13 protein-coding genes are annotated in these 15,055 nt (G+C 74.2%); 2 read left to right on the top strand and 11 right to left on the bottom strand.

All coding sequences use genetic code 11. The features are described from left to right. Both ACI78T_RS11240 and ACI78T_RS11235 read left to right on the top strand, forming a co-directional pair. Entirely contained in the window at positions 1-999 is a 999-nt protein-coding gene (locus ACI78T_RS11240; RefSeq protein WP_456558176.1) for an iron chelate uptake ABC transporter family permease subunit, read from the top strand. Continuing rightward, positions 996-1,412: a Fur family transcriptional regulator gene (locus ACI78T_RS11235; protein ID WP_456558175.1), complete on the top strand. Its 417-nt coding sequence runs from the start codon at positions 996-998 to the stop codon at positions 1,410-1,412. The genes ACI78T_RS11240 and ACI78T_RS11235 overlap by 4 nt, the downstream gene beginning before the upstream one ends. Positions 1,413-1,414: 2 nt before the next feature. Here the strand turns inward: ACI78T_RS11235 and def are convergent, their stop codons facing one another. From def to ACI78T_RS11180, 11 genes are all read right to left on the bottom strand, one after another. Further along, positions 1,415-1,897: a peptide deformylase gene (def, locus tag ACI78T_RS11230; protein ID WP_456558174.1), complete on the bottom strand. Its 483-nt coding sequence runs from the start codon at positions 1,895-1,897 to the stop codon at positions 1,415-1,417. 24 nt (positions 1,898-1,921) lie between these two features. Further along, positions 1,922-3,031, bottom strand: a complete 1,110-nt coding sequence (gene proB / locus ACI78T_RS11225; RefSeq protein WP_456558173.1) for a glutamate 5-kinase — start codon at positions 3,029-3,031, stop codon at positions 1,922-1,924. After that, positions 3,028-4,515 carry a GTPase ObgE gene (gene obgE, locus ACI78T_RS11220; protein WP_456558172.1) on the bottom strand — a complete coding sequence of 496 codons (1,488 nt, stop codon included), beginning with the start codon at positions 4,513-4,515 and terminating at the stop codon, positions 3,028-3,030. The genes proB and obgE overlap by 4 nt, the downstream gene beginning before the upstream one ends. A gap of 77 nt (positions 4,516-4,592) precedes the next feature. Further along, on the bottom strand, positions 4,593-4,850 hold the full coding sequence (gene rpmA / locus ACI78T_RS11215) for a 50S ribosomal protein L27 (protein ID WP_091379203.1): 258 nt from the start codon (positions 4,848-4,850) through the stop codon (positions 4,593-4,595). A gap of 7 nt (positions 4,851-4,857) precedes the next feature. After that, positions 4,858-5,169: a 50S ribosomal protein L21 gene (rplU, locus tag ACI78T_RS11210; RefSeq protein WP_456558171.1), complete on the bottom strand. Its 312-nt coding sequence runs from the start codon at positions 5,167-5,169 to the stop codon at positions 4,858-4,860. A gap of 183 nt (positions 5,170-5,352) precedes the next feature. Beyond that, on the bottom strand, positions 5,353-8,202 hold the full coding sequence (locus tag ACI78T_RS11205) for an Rne/Rng family ribonuclease (protein WP_456558170.1): 2,850 nt from the start codon (positions 8,200-8,202) through the stop codon (positions 5,353-5,355). Positions 8,203-8,530: 328 nt separating this feature from the next. After that, positions 8,531-9,292, bottom strand: coding sequence for a TIGR03936 family radical SAM-associated protein (locus ACI78T_RS11200; protein ID WP_456558169.1), 762 nt, complete (start codon positions 9,290-9,292; stop codon positions 8,531-8,533). Beyond that, entirely contained in the window at positions 9,292-11,214 is a 1,923-nt protein-coding gene (locus ACI78T_RS11195; RefSeq protein WP_456558168.1) for a TIGR03960 family B12-binding radical SAM protein, read from the bottom strand. Before ACI78T_RS11195 ends, ACI78T_RS11200 begins: the two co-directional genes overlap by 1 nt. 77 nt (positions 11,215-11,291) lie before the next feature. Then, positions 11,292-12,344 carry a hypothetical protein gene (locus tag ACI78T_RS11190; RefSeq protein ID WP_456558167.1) on the bottom strand — a complete coding sequence of 351 codons (1,053 nt, stop codon included), beginning with the start codon at positions 12,342-12,344 and terminating at the stop codon, positions 11,292-11,294. 99 nt (positions 12,345-12,443) lie between these two features. Beyond that, complete coding sequence (locus tag ACI78T_RS11185; protein ID WP_456558166.1) at positions 12,444-14,117, bottom strand: diguanylate cyclase; 1,674 nt, start codon at positions 14,115-14,117, stop codon at positions 12,444-12,446. Further along, on the bottom strand, positions 14,114-15,022 hold the full coding sequence (locus ACI78T_RS11180) for a hypothetical protein (RefSeq protein ID WP_456558165.1): 909 nt from the start codon (positions 15,020-15,022) through the stop codon (positions 14,114-14,116). Before ACI78T_RS11180 ends, ACI78T_RS11185 begins: the two co-directional genes overlap by 4 nt. Positions 15,023-15,055: the final 33 nt, after the last annotated feature.

Raw genomic sequence — 15,055 nt, 5'->3', positions numbered from 1 at the left:
GTGGAGATCCTCGAGTACGGCTTCATGCAGCGCGCGCTGCTCGCCTCGCTGATGGTGGGGCTGGTCGCGCCCGCCGTCGGCATCTTCCTGGTGCAGCGCCGGCTGTCGCTGCTCGGCGACGGCCTCGGCCACGTCGCGCTCACCGGCGTCGGCATCGGCGTCCTGACCTCGACCGCCCCGGTGGGCGCCGCGCTGGTCGCGGCCGTGCTGGGCGCGGTGCTCATCGAGCTGGTCCGGGCACGCGGTCGCACCAGCGGCGACGTCGCCCTCGCCGTCCTCTTCTACGGCGGCATCGCCGGCGGCGTGGTGCTGCTCAGCCTCGCGCCGCGCGGACAGGCGACCAACCTGGAGGCCTACCTCTTCGGCGCGATCACCACGACCAGCGGGAGCGACCTCGCCGTCTTCGCCGTCATCGCCGTGGCGGTGCTCGCCGTCGTGGGCCTGCTGGGCCAGCGGCTCTACGCGGTCAGCGACGACGAGGAGTACGCCCGCGCGGTCGGCCTGCCCGTCCTCGCCCTCAACGTCGTGCTGGCCGCCCTGGTCGCCGCGACGGTCGTGCTCTCGATGCGGGTCGTCGGCCTGCTGCTGATCAGCGCGCTGATGATCGTGCCCAGCGCGGTGGCCCAGCTGGTGGCCCGCAGCTTCCGGCAGGCGCTCTACCTGGCCTGCGCCATCGGGCTGGTGGTCAGCGTCTCGGGGACGACGGCGTCGTACTACACCGGCACGCCGTCGGGCGGGACGATCGTCCTGCTGGCCATCGCGCTGTTCCTGCTGGTGTCGGCCGCGGTCGCGCTGCGCGAGGCCACCGCCCGCCGCCGGCACCGCCGGCGCGGCGAGGTGCACGGGGCCCACCCGCACGAGCACGGGGACGGGTGCGGGCACGAGCCGGTCCCCCACGGCGACCACGTCGACTACGACCACGACGGCCACCTGCACGCCCCGCACCTGACCAGCTCGGGCGTGCACTACGACGAGCACGGAGCGGGAGGCGCACGATGAGCCTCCCCGACCAGGCCGAGGGGACGACGCGCCGTCCGAGCCGCCAGCGCAGCGCCGTGCTGGCGCTGCTCGACGGCCTCGACGGGTTCCGCAGCGCCCAGGACCTGCACGCCCTCCTGCGCCAGCGCGGCGACTCGGTGGGGCTGGCGACGGTCTACCGGGCGCTGCAGGCGCTGGTGGACGACGGCCAGGTCGACGTCCTGCGCGGCGACGACGGCGAGGCCTCCTACCGACGTTGCTCCACCGGGCACCACCACCACCTGGTCTGCCGGTCCTGCGGACGGACCGTGGAGGTCGCCGACCCGCCGGTGGAGCGGTGGGCCGCCCGCGTGGCGGCCGAGCACGGTTTCGCCGACGTCCAGCACCAGCTCGAGGTCTTCGGCACCTGCGCCGCCTGCGTGGCCGAGCGCTGACCTCAGCGGTCGCGCAGGGCCCGCAGCGCGGTCTTGCGCGCCTCGCCGGTGAGCCGGTCGAGGAACAGCTTGCCGTCCAGGTGGTCGACCTCGTGCTGGAGGCAGCGGGCCATGAGCCCCGAGCCCTCCAGCCGCAGCGGCTTGCCGTGGACGTCGAAGCCCTCGACCACCGCGTGCATCGCCCGGACCGTGGGCGCCCAGATGCCGGGCACCGACAGGCAGCCCTCGTCGCCGTCCTGCGTCTCCTCGGAGAGCTCCACGATGACCGGGTTCACCATGTGCCCGATCACGCCGTCGATGTTGTAGGAGAACGCGCGCAGCCCGACGCCGATCTGCGGTGCGGCCAGCCCCGCGCGGCCCGGGTGGTCGACGGTCTCCAGCAGGTCGCGCACGAGCGCGGCGAGGTCGCGGTCGAAGGCCTTCACCTCGTCGCTGGGGGTGCGCAGCACCGGGTCGCCGACTTCGCGGATGGGACGAACTGTCACGCCAGGCAGTCTCTCAGCCCGTGATCAGCGCCTGATCAGCACCATCTCGTCGCGGTGGACGACCTCGCGGCGGTGCTCGGGCGCGAGGTCGCCGGTCTTGCGGCCGAGCAGCGCGGGCATCTCCCGCGCGTCGTAGGCGACCAGCCCGCGGGCGACGACGGCGCCGTCCGGACCGACGAGCTCCACCGGGTCGTCGGCGAGGAAGTCGCCGACGACGCCGGTGATGCCCGCGGCCAGAAGGGACGCGTGCCGCTCGCGGACCGCCCGGACCGCGCCCTCGTCGAGCAGCACCCGGCCGCGGGGGCGGCTGGCGTAGCGCAGCCAGAACTGGCGGGCGCTGGGCCGCCGGCCCATCGGCTCGAACAGCGTGCCCACCTGCTCGCCGGCGAGCGCGGCGGCGGCCTGCGGGGTGGAGGTGACCACGACCGGCACGCCCGCGTGGGCGGCGATGAAAGCGGCCTCGACCTTGGTTGCCATGCCCCCGGTGCCGACGCCGTTGCGCTTGGCGGTGCCGAGGGTGACCGCGGCCAGGTCGTCCGGCGAGGAGACGGTGTCGACCAGCTGCGCCGGGCCGATCCGGGGGTCGCCGTCGTAGACGCCGTCGACGTCGGACAGCAGCACCAGCGCGTCGGCCTGCGCCACGTGCGCCACCAGCGCGGCCAGCCGGTCGTTGTCGCCGAACCGGATCTCCTCGGTGGCGACGGTGTCGTTCTCGTTGACGATCGGCAGCGCGCCCAGCGCGAGCAGCCGCTCCATCGTCTGGTGGGCGTTGCGGTAGTGGCTGCGGCGGGTGAGGTCGTCGGCGGTCAGCAGCACCTGGCCGACCGTGATGTCGTGCGTGGAGAACGCGTCGGCGTAGGTCTGCACCAGCCGCAGCTGGCCGACGCTCGCCGCGGCCTGCGCCGTGGCCAGGTCTCGCGGCCGGCCCGCGACCCCGAGCGGGGCGAGACCGGCGGCGATGGCCCCGGAGGACACCAGCACGACCTCGCGGCCCTGCGCCCGGACGGCGGCCAGGACGTCGACGAGCGCCGACAGGCGGGCGGGGTCCAGCCCACCGGGGAGGGTGGTCAGCGACGAGGACCCGACCTTGACGACGACCCGGCGGGCGCCCGCGATCCGCTCCCGGGCGCTCACCGCGCGTCGTCCGGGAGGTCGTCGTCCGTCCAGCCGTCCTCGCTGAGCTCGTAGGGCGTGCGGCGGGCCTTCTTGGCGGCCAGCCGCTCCTGGGCGCGGATGCGGTGCGGCGCGTCGATGCGCGCGTCGGTGCCGCGGCCGCCCAGGCCCGCGGACTCCTCGACGGTGAGCGTGCCGGCGGGCAGGGTCGGCACCCAGTCGAACGTGACGCCGCCGATCGTGACGGCGTCGCCCTCGACGGCGCCGGCCTTGGCCAGCTCCTCCTCGACGCCGAGCCGGTTGAGCCGGTCGGCGAGGAAGCCGACCGCCTCGTCGTTGGTGAAGTCGGTCTGCCGGACCCAGCGCTCCGGCTTCACGCCGCGCACCACGAAACCGTCGGTGTACTCGGTGTCGCGCTCGACGGTGAAGCCCGAGTCGTCCACGGCCTTCGGCGTGACCGTGACCCGCGCCGGCTCCATCGGGGGCAGGCTCGCCCGGTGCTCCTCGACGGCGGCGGCGAGGGCGAAGCCGAACTCCTTGAGCCCCTCGCCCGTGGCCGCGCTGACCGGGTAGACGTCCAGGCCGCGCTTTTCCAGCGTGCCGCGCACCAGGTCGACCAGGTCGCGGGCGTCGGGCACGTCGATCTTGTTCAGGACGGCGATCCGGAGCCGGCCCACGAGGTCGAGCTCCTCGCCGCCGTACTCGGCGAGCTCGTGCTCGAGGGCCTCGATGTCGCTCTCCGGGTCGCGGCCGGGCTCCATCGTCGCCATGTCGACGACGTGCACCAGGACGGCGCAGCGCTCGACGTGGCGGAGGAACTGCACGCCCAGGCCCTTGCCGGTGGAGGCACCCGGGATCAGGCCCGGGACGTCGGCCATCGTGTAGACGGTGTCACCGGAGCGGATCACGCCGAGGTTGGGCACCAGCGTGGTGAACGGGTAGTCGGCGATCTTCGGGCGGGCCGAGGACATCGCCGCGATCAGCGACGACTTGCCCGCCGAGGGGAACCCGACCAGGCCGACGTCGGCGATGCTCTTGAGCTCGATGACGGCGTCGAACGCCTCGCCGTCCTCGCCGAGCAGCGCGAAGCCGGGCGCCTTGCGGCGGGCGTTGGCCAGGGCGGCGTTGCCGAGCCCACCCTTGCCGCCCTTGGCCAGCACCACGCGGGTACCGGCACCGACGAGGTCGGCGATGACCCGGCCGTCGGGGGTGCTGACCACCGTGCCGGCCGGGACCTTGAGGACCTTGTCCTCGCCCTTGGCGCCGTGCCGGTTGCTGCCCTCGCCCGGGCGGCCGTTGCCGGCCTTCTGGTGCGGGCGGTGGTGGAAGTCCAGCAGCGTGTGCACGCTGGGGTCGACCTCGAGGACGACGTCCCCGCCGTCCCCACCGTTGCCGCCGTCGGGACCGCCGAGCGGCTTGAACTTCTCGCGGTGGATCGAGGAGACGCCGTGGCCGCCGTTGCCGGCCGCCACGTGCACCACGACGCGATCGACGAATGCGGCCATGTGTCAGCTACCCCTGGAGACGCCACGAGCGCACGGGCCGGCCGGCCCGTGCGCTCGTGAGCGGTTGGATCGAGTGATCAGGCCTCGACGGCCGAGATGGAGACGGTCTTGCGTCCCCGCCGCGTGCCGAAGGTGACCGCACCGGCCTCGAGCGCGAACAGCGTGTCGTCGCCACCGCGACCGACACCCAGGCCCGGGTGGAAGTGGGTGCCGCGCTGGCGGACGATGATCTCGCCGGCCTTGACGACCTGGCCGCCGAAACGCTTCACGCCGAGGCGCTGCGCGTTGGAGTCACGACCGTTGCGGGACGACGATGCGCCCTTCTTGTGTGCCATGTCGGCGTCAGCCCTTCGAGATGTCGCGGACCACGACGCTGGTCAGGGGCTGACGGTGCCCCTGCCGCTTGTGGTAGCCGGTCTTGTTCTTGAACTTGTGGATGCGGATCTTCGGGCCCTTGCCGTGCTCGACGATCTCGCCGGTCACGGTCACCTTGGCCAGGGTCGCCGCGTCGCTGGTGACGGTGTCGCCGTCCACCAGCAGGATGGCCGGGAGAGCGACCGTGTCGCCCGCGGCGCCGGCCAGGCGGTTGATCGTGAACGTGTCGCCCACGGCCACCTTGTGCTGGCTGCCACCGGCCTTCACCACTGCGTACACCACTGACTCCTCGTTGCTCTTCTTGTCTAGCTCTTGTTCCGGCGCGCAGACCGGAGCGACGCCGGGTGCTGGACGGGCTGCGTTCGCCTGACCCGGCGGCACCCTGGGGCGCCCGCGCGGTGGCGGTGCAACCCGACCAGCGTACCTGAGGGCGCTACGCCGGTCGACGTGACCTGTGCGGCGTCAGGACACCGGCGGTCCCGCCGGGCGGCTGGCCGCCCGGCGACGACGGGGACGCGCGGCGGCTTCGGCCGGTTCGGGGGCCGCGACGGCCTGCTCCTCCACCGGGGGCTGCTCCGCGGCGGGGGTCTCGACGGGGGCGACCTCGGCCGCAGCGACGACCGTCGCCTCGGCGTCGGCCTCCGGGGCAGCCGGCTCGGCCGCTGCCTCGGGAGCCGCATCCGCGGGGGTCTCGACGGCGGGGGCCTCCTCCGCCTCCGCGTCGGTACCGGCGATCACCGCGGCGTCCTCGGCGGCCCGCTCCTCCCCCGACTGGCCGCGGCCGCGGCGGCCGCGGTTGCGGCGTCCACCGCTGCGGCCGCCCTCGGGGGCGTCGCCGTCCCCGGTGTCGGCCGCGGGCTCCTCGGGCGCGGCGACGGTCTCGCCGGCGTCCTTGGCCTGGTCCTTGGGCTGGTCCTTCGCCGCGTCGCGCGGGCCGGAGCGGTCGCGACGGCCGTTGCCGCCGCCGTTGCTCCCGGCGCCGTTCCCGCCCCCGCTGCCGTTCCCGCCGCCCCGGCGCTTCTCGTCGACCGGGTCGGTGCTGACGATGACACCCCGGCCGCGGCAGTGCTCGCACGGCTCGGAGAAGACCTCGAGCAGGCCCTGGCCGACCCGCTTGCGGGTCATCTGCACCAGGCCGAGCGAGGTGACCTCGGCGACCTGGTGCTTGGTGCGGTCGCGACCCAGGCACTCGGTGAGCCGCCGCAGCACGAGGTCGCGGTTGCTCTCGAGGACCATGTCGATGAAGTCGATGACGATGATGCCGCCGATGTCGCGCAGCCGGAGCTGGCGGACGATCTCCTCGGCCGCCTCCATGTTGTTGCGCGTGACGGTCTGCTCGAGGTTGCCGCCCGACCCGACGAACTTGCCGGTGTTGACGTCGACGACGGTCATGGCCTCGGTGCGGTCGATCACAAGCGACCCGCCGGAGGGCAGCCACACCTTGCGGTCGAGCGCCTTGGCCAGCTGCTCGTCGATGCGCAGGTCGTGGAAGACGTCGCCGGTGCCGGTGTAGCGGGTCAGCCGGCCGACCAGCTCCGGGGAGACGTGGGCGACGTAGGCCTCGACGGTGTCCCAGGCGTCGTCGCCGGAGACGACGAGCTCCTTGAAGTCCTCGTTGAAGACGTCGCGGATGACCCGGATCGCGAGGTCCGGCTCGCCGTAGAGCAGGGTCGGCGCGCTGCTCGAGGTCTCCGCCTTCTTCTGGATGACCTCCCACTGCGCGGTCAGCCGGTTGACGTCGCGGGTGAGCTCCTCCTCCGAGGCGCCCTCCGCGGCGGTCCGGATGATGACGCCGGCGTCCTCGGGGACGATCTTCTTGAGGATGTCCTTGAGCCGCTGGCGCTCGGTGTCGGGCAGCTTCCGGCTGATGCCGGTCATGGAGCCACCGGGCACGAAGACCAGGAAGCGGCCGGGCAGGTTGATCTGCTGCGTCAGCCGGGCGCCCTTGTGGCCGATCGGGTCCTTGGTGACCTGGACGAGCACCTTGTCGCCGGACTTGAGCGCGGTCTCGATCGAGCGCTGCTTGCCCGAGAGGCCGGCGGCGTCCCAGTTGACCTCGCCGGCGTAGAGGACGGCGTTGCGCCCCTTGCCGATGTCGACGAACGCCGCCTCCATGCTGGGCAGCACGTTCTGCACCCGGCCGAGGTAGACGTTCCCGGCGAAGGACGTCGCCGACGCCTGCGTCACGTAGTGCTCGACGAGGATGTCGTCCTCGAGGACGGCGATCTGCGTCCGCTCGCCGCGCTGGCGGATGACCATCTTGCGGTCCACGGCCTCGCGGCGGGCGAGGAACTCGCTCTCGGTGAGGATCGGCGCGCGGCGGCGACCGGTGTCCCGGCCGTCCCGGCGGCGCTGGCGCTTGGCCTCGAGGCGGGTGGAGCCGGAGACGCCGCGGACGTCGTCGTCGCTGGTGAGCCGGCCGTTGCGGCCGGCGCGCTCGGGACGGTCGTCGTCGTCGGAGTCGTCGCTCCCGGCCTCGCCGGATCCCCCGCTGCCGCTGCGGCGACGGCGGCGCCGGCGGCGGCGGGTGCTGGACGTGCCCTCGGCCTCGTCGGTGTCGGACTCGCCGGAGTCGTCGGAGGACTCGGCGTCCTCCTCGTCCTCGTCGGCGTCGGAACTGTCCTCGGCGGAGTCCTCGTCGCCGCTGTCCTCCCCGGAGCGGCCACGGCCGCGGCCGCGACGGCCCCGGCGGCGGCGCCGGCTCCCGGTGCCGCCTTCCTCGCGGTCCTCCGCCTCGTCGGCGTCGGCGTCCTCGGTGTCGGCGTCCTCGGTCTCGTCACCGGCTTCGTCGGCGTCGGCCGGGGCCGGGCGGCGGCGGGAGCGGCTGCGGCGGGGCCGCGGCGGCGCGTCGGACTCGAGGTCGTCGTCCTCGTCGACGGCCGGCTCGTCGACGACCTCGGGCTCCGCGGCCTCGACCGGACGGCGGCTGCGGCGCCGCGGGGCGGGCGGCGCGTCCACCTCGCTGGGCGCCACGAAGCTCACGAACGCCGGGGCCACCGGCGCGGGAGCGGGGGCGGGCGCCTCGACGGAGTCGGGGTCGGCGGCGATGACCGAGCGGGTGGCCCGGCGGCGCGGCCGGGCCACGACGGCGGTCGGCTCGGGCGAGCTGAAGGCGGTGGCGAAGCGGGGCAGCTCCGGCTCCGGCTCGTGCTCCTCCTCGGGCTCCGGCTCCGGCTCGGGCTCCGGCTCGGCGGCGGCCTGGGCCTCGCCGTCCTCGGGGACGGAGGAGTCCTCCGAGACGGCGGGGACCTCGGTCACCTCGTCGTCCCGGGTCGTCTCTCCGGTGGTGCTGGTGGTGTCGTCATCGGCCACGAGGGCTGGTCTCCTCATGTGCTCCCGGGCGCCGATCGGATGACTGGCGGCCGCGCAGGAGCACGGGTTGGGCGGGGCGGGCCGCCTCACGGGTTTCGGCGGGTGTGGCTCGTCCTGCGGAAGTCTGTTGTCGGCCTCCGCGCGGCGGTTGCCGCGGCGGGAGCCGCACTGCGGTGGTGCCCGTCCCGGCCGGGGGCCGGTCCGGTACTGCGGGTCTGGCGGTGGTGCGGTGGTCTGGTGGGTCCGGGCCGGGTGGCCCGGATCCGGGGCGCGTCACGCCTGGCAGCCGTGGCGCTCGACGGCGGGAGGCCACCGGGGATCCGCCTGGTCAGATCGCCGCGTGCTCCCGGAGGGGGCGCGCCGCGCGGTCGGGACCGAGCGGATCGGCCACGGTCCCGGTGTCGTCGAGCCGGCCCTGCGCCTCACGCACGGCCCGGGGAGGCAACGGCGGGTGCAGGTCGGCGACGGCAGCCAGGGCGGCCAACACGTCGTCAGGTCGTACAGCGGGCGTCAGCTGCCGGACGACCATGTGCAGTATGGCACAACCTGCCTCCTCGCCCGCCGACGCGCTGGCGACGGACGCGCGGGCGTCGATGTCCTTGAGGCCGTTCTTCGTCCGCTTGGCGACGGTGACGACGTCGCGGGAGAGGAACTCCGCGACCGCGGTCGCCAGCTCGGCCGGGACGACGCCGGGCAGCTCGACCCGCCAGACCGAGGTGTCGATGCGGTCGGCCAGCGACCCCGTGCCCTCGGCCGCCTCCACGCACTCGAGGATCGCCACCTCGTCGGGCAGCGAGGCGTCGAGCGCGGCGCGCACCGCCTCGGGGTCGCAGGCCACCGCCAGGCCGATCTCCACGTACTCGGCCTCGCTCGCCGCACCCGTCGGCGCCGCCCCGATGTAGGAGATCTTCGGGTGCGGGCTGAAGCCGGCGGAGAACGCCATCGGCACCCGGGCGCGTCGCAGCGCCCGCTCCAGGGTGCGGGCGAGGTCGCGGTGGCTCGCGAAGCGCAGGCGTCCCCGCTTGGCGTAGCGGATGCGCAGCTTCTGGACGGTCGGCGGCGGAGGCGGCCCGTCGGGCTGGCGGGCCATCAGACGACGGTGAGCGGCAGCAGGGTGCGCCCGGTCGGGCCGATCTGGATCTCGGTCCCCATGGTCGGGCAGACGCCGCAGTCGTAGCAGGGGGTCCACCGGCAGTCGGCGACCTCCTCCTCGCTCAGTGCCTCCTGCCAGTCCTCCCAGAGCCACTCCTTGTCCAGCCCGGAGTCCAGGTGGTCCCAGGGCAGGATCTCGTGCTCGGTGCGCTCGCGGGTGGTGAACCAGTCGAGGTCGACACCGAAGGTGCTGAGCTCCTCGGCGGCCGCCTGCGTCCAGCGGTCGAAGGAGAAGTGCTCGCTCCAGCCGTCGAACTTGCCGCCGTCGCGCCACACCCGCTCGATGACCCGGCCGACGCGGCGGTCGCCGCGGGAGAGCAGTCCCTCGATCACGCCGGGCTTGCCGTCGTGGTAGCGCAGGCCGATCGACCGGCCGATGCGGCGGTCGGCGTTGATCGCCTGGCGGAGAACCCTCAACCGGTGGTCGATGGTCTCGGCGCTGGCCTGGCTCGCCCACTGGAACGGGGTGTGCGGCTTGGGCACGAAGCCACCGATGGACACGGTGCAGCGGATGTCCTTGCGGCCGCTGGCCTCGCGCCCGGCCCGGATCACCTCGACCGCCAGCTCGGCGATCTCGAGGACGTCCTCGTCGGTCTCCGTCGGGAGGCCGCACATGAAGTAGAGCTTCACCTGCGTCCAGCCGTTGGCGTAGGCCGTGGTGACCGTGCGGACGAGGTCCTCCTTGGACACCGTCTTGTTGATCACCCGGCGGATCCGCTCGCTGCCGCCCTCGGGGGCGAAGGTGAGCCCGGACCGGCGGCCGTTGCGGGACAGCTCGTTGGCGAGCGTGACGTTGAAGGCGTCGACCCGGGTCGACGGCAGGCTGAGGCTGGTGTTCGTGCCCTCGTAGCGGTCGGCGAGCTGCTTGGCGAGCTGTCCGATCTCGGAGTGGTCGGCGCTGGAGAGCGACAGCAGCCCGACCTCCTCGTAGCCGGTCGCCTTGAGCCCCTGCTCCACCATCGAGCCGATGCCGGTGATCGTCCGCTCGCGGACCGGGCGGGTGATCATCCCGGCCTGGCAGAAGCGGCAGCCGCGGGTGCAGCCGCGGAAGATCTCGACGCTCATCCGTTCGTGGACGCTCTCGGCCAGCGGCACGATCGGCGTCTTGGGGTACGGCCACTCGTCGAGGTCCATGACCGTGCGCTTGGCGACCTTGGCCGGGACGTCGTCGCGGAGGCGGAGCACCTCGGCGATGGCGCCGTCCGCCCCGTAGGTGACGGCGTAGAAGCCGGGGACGTAGACCCCCTCGACCCGGGCGAGGCGGGCCAGCAGCTCGACGCGGCCGCCGGGCCGGCCCTGCGCCTTCCACGCCTTGACGACGTCGGTGATGTCGCCGACCACCTGCTCGCCGTCACCGAGGACGGCGCAGTCGACGAAGTCCGCGACCGGCTCGGGGTTGAACGCGGCGTGCCCGCCGGCGACGACGACGGGGTGGGTCTCGTCGCGGTCGACGGCGTGGATCGGCACGCCGGCGAGATCGAGCGCCTCGAGCAGGTTTGTGTAGCCGAGCTCGGTGGCGAAGCTGACGCCGAGCAGGTCGAAGTCGCGGACGGCGCGGTGGCCGTCGACGGTGAACTGCGGGACGTCGTGCTCGCGCATGAGGGCGGCGAGGTCCGGCCAGACCGCGTAGGTGCGCTCCGCGAGGGCGTCCGGGCGCTCGTTGAGCACCTCGTACAGGATCATCAGGCCCTGGTTGGGCAGCCCCACCTCGTAGGCGTCGGGGTACATGAGCGCCCAGTGGACGTCGGCGTCCTCCCACGGCTTGACCTGGGAGTTGAGTTCACCGCCGACGTACTGGATCGGCTTCTGGATCTGCGCCAGAAGTGGCTCGAGACGGGGGTACAGGGTCTGACCAGTCATGACCCGTCCAGGGTAGCCGCCTTCCTCGCGAGCCTCCCGTGCCGAGCAGGACGACGACGACTCCCGAGCGCACGCCGTCAGCAGTTCGGGGTGAGTCCCGCCGCCACGGCCGTCGACCGCCAGGTGCCACGGGAGGTCGTGAGCCGGAAGGTGTAGCTCGTGCCGTTGACGAGGGGGCCGTTCGTCGCGCTCGTGGTGGCCACGCCCGGCACCGGTTGGGGCGCCTGCACGACGCCGCCCTCGCGCGTGAGCTCGTAGCCGCCGGCCCAGCTGCTGGGGCTGGCCGTCCACTGCAGGTTCGCCGAGGGCGTGCCCGCGGCGCGTTGCAGGACGACGGTCTGGGCGACCCAGCGCGAGCTGGTGGCGGCGGTGGCGCTGCGCGCAGGAGTGGACCCCGGTCCCGCGAACGTCTCACCGGCTCCCCGGATGCCCACGTGCACGGTGTCGCCGGAGCCCGTCGCGGCCCCGTAGAAGTCCGTGGCCCCGGAAGCCGGGTCCACGGGTCCCTGCGTCTTGGAGAACAGGTGCACCACCTGCACGCCGGAGTTCGAGGTGCTCACCGACGGCGTGGTCGGCGTGGAGGAGCTGCCGTCGACGCCGGCGAACAGAGGCGTGACGGGGCGGACGCCGCGGAAAGCCGTCAGGCCGCCGGCGAACAGCACGCCGGAGCTGGTGTCGGGATGCCTGAAGACGGCACCGGGTTCGCCGGTCCCCGCGACCTTCCAGTAGACGGCCGAGGTCACGCTGCCCGAGTTGGTGGTCTGCCCCAGCAGGGCCCAGCTGCTCGGCGCGGTGAGCGGCTGGACGCCGTCGTGGTAGGCCACGTGTGCCAGCAGGAAGTCCCCCGCGGTCGTGCCGGCCGGCATCGGCAGGGTCACCGACGCCGTCCCGGTGTCGGTGGTGGAAGCGCGGCGCGTGATCGCCGGGGCTGCGGCGCAGCTCTGGGTCACCGTCAAGCCGGACGGCGGCTGCAGCTGCCGGGTGGCCAGCTCGTCGCCGGCGTTCGACGTCGTCGCCGAGAAGGCCGCGCGGGTGCCGTCGAGGGCCGCCGGCGCGAGGACGAGGGCCAACGCCGCGAGCCCGGCGGCGACGGCGCGCAGCCCTCGGCGGGTACCTCGGTGCGCCCGCACACCCACCTCCTCGCTCCGCCCGCCCCTCGGTGGGTCGGGGTCCTCCTCCCCCATGTCGGCAGAAACGTGCCCGGAGTTGAGCGGCGCGGCCGCGGAGGGTCAGCCGATGACGGAGGCCGGTCGCAGAGGGGGCGGCACCGGCACCGCCCGCACGTCGATCGGGCGGACGTCGTCCCAGGTGTCGGGGACGTCGACTCCGTCGCCGCCGGTGACCGGACCCTCGCGACCGGCCACGCGCGCCTGGTCGCGTCCCCGCTCCTTCGCGGCGTAGAGCGCCGAGTCGGCGGCGGCCAGCAGCTCCGGGCCGGTGGACCCATGGGCGGGCCAGCGGGCGATGCCGAGGCTGGCGGTGATCGTTCGCGGGCCCTCGACGCCCCGCAGGACGGTGCGCACCCGCCGGGCGACGCCGACGGCCTCCTCCTCGGTCGCCCCGGGCAGCAGCAGCACGAACTCCTCGCCGCCGTATCGGGCGACGAGGTCGCCCTGCCGGGTGCACTGCCGCAGGGCCGCGCCGACCCCGCGGAGGACGTCGTCACCGGCGAGGTGGCCGTAGGTGTCGTTGAGGCTCTTGAACTTGTCGAGGTCGAGGATGATCACGGCCAGCGCCGCATCGGTGCGGCCGGCGAGCGCCATCTCCCGGGTCAGCGCGACGTCGAAGGCGCGCCGGTTGGCCACCCCGGTCAGGCCGTCGGTGAGGGCGCTGCGCTGCAGCTGCTCGAGCAGCGCGACGCGGGCGAGGGCGGTGGCGGTGTGCGCCACCGCCTGCTCCACGACCGCCACCCGGCGCTGCTCGATCCGGGACCCGGCGCGGGCGTCGTTCTGGAAGAGCAGCGCGCCAGTGCCCTGGCCCTCGATGGAGAACGGCACCGCGACCACCCGGGGCGCTCCGTCGAGCACGTCGTCCACCCACGGGTCCGGTGCGCGCATCGCGGCGAGCATCGTGGTGCCCTTCGCCATCACCGCTTCGATGAGCGATCCGGAGCCGGGCTCGGCCACCTCCCGGAGCACCTCGAGCGGCTCGTCCTGCCGCTTGCGGGTCACCAGCGTGCTCGTCTCCGAGTCGCCGGCGCCCAGCCGGCACTGGACGGCGGCGAGCGTGGCGTCCCCGGCGTCGAGGGTGAAGTCCAGGAGAGCCTCGGCGACCTCGACGCCGGTCTCTGCCTCGTGGAGTGCCGCTGACAGGCGGCGCAGCACCGCCTCGTCGTAGCGCCGCCGCCGCAGCTCCCGCTCGTTCACCCCGGCCAGCACGGCGGTGGTGACGGCGGTCACCCACACGACCGCCAGGAAGACGCCGTACCGGAGCTTGTCGAACTCGGTGCCGGGGCCGCTCGACGGCAGCACGTCGCTGGTGACCGCCTGGAGCAGGCTCATCACCACGAGCGAGTGCCAGAACGCCATCTTCATGCCCGTGCGGAAGGAGCCCACCAGGGTCACCGCCAGCACGTGCAACGCGATCACGTACACGACCGGTCCGCTCAGACCGCCGGTCAGGTACGAGGCCCACCCCAGGTAGACGGCGTCGAGGGTGATGGGCACGGTCAACGCCGCGACCGCCCAGCGGCGCCCGCGGCGTGACCGCCACTGCAGCAGCAGCCCGGTGAGCAGGAGGAGCAGGCCGGGGACGGCGAGCACCGCCGGCGACCGGTCGCCACGGTCGCCGGTGACGAACCAGGCCACCAGGGGCAGCCCGACCACGCCGATCCGGACCACCAGCAGCCACCGCAGCCGGTCGGCCAGCGGCACCATCTCCAACGCCTGGGCGGGGGCGGTCATGTCGTCTCCGTGTGGGGTGGTCCGGGGAAGTCGCGGTACTCGGACAGCTCCTCGCGCACGCGCGCGAGCGCCAGCTTGGGATCTCGGCGGTCCAGCCGGCCCTGCAAGAAGAGGAAGGCGGCGACGACGCCGACCAGCGCCAGCGGGTACTGCCCGTTCCGGGCCACTGCCTCGACCGTGCGGCCGACGTCGGCGGCCACCTGACCGGCCGCCGCGAGGGCGGCCTGCACCGCCGCTGCGGCGCCGGACTCCAGCGGCGGCGCCTCGACGACGCGCTCGCTCCCGCCGTCGGCCGGGGGCACAGGGGCCGACGACACGGGCACGGACGGCGACGTGGACGGCGTGGCCTCCGTCGTCACGTCGGCGGGCGCGCCCGAGGTGGAGGGCGCAGCCCCCGCCGTGCGTTCCGTCGCCCGGGCGGGGGTGTCGGTCACCTGGGGCGCCGCGGTCGTGGGCGGGACCACGACGGTCGGCGGGGCGACCGGGGGCGACGGGGCAATGGGCGGAGCCGTCGGCGGCGGAGGGGTCGTCGGTGGTGGGGGCGGGGGCGGCGGGGCCGCCTCGGTGAACGCCCAGCGGAAGGTGGCCGAGGTGCTGAGGCTGGCGGCGCGGGGGTCGTCGAGCACCGTCACGGTGAAGCGGTACACGCTGCGCTGTGTCGCGGCGGGACGCCACCCGGTCGCGATGCCGGGGGTGCCCGGGTCCGGGAAGGAGTCCAGCGTCCCGCTCCAGAGGACGGTCCCGGTGAAGGTGCCGCAGGTGCCGCCGTCGGGCACGCTCCCCCTCTCCACCCACACCTGCAGGTAGGGGGACAGCCCGCCGGACGTCACGTCGGCGTTCAGCGACACCTCGGTGGCCGGGTCGACCGAGCCGCTGGCAGTGAGCCCGACGCACGCGGACTGCACCCGACCGGGGCTCAGGCCGTCGGAGGTGAACAG

Source organism: Blastococcus sp. SYSU D00922 (genome assembly GCF_054050495.1).
The sequence above is the reverse complement of the archived record's forward strand: the minus strand, read 5'-3'. Positions and strand labels throughout refer to the sequence as shown.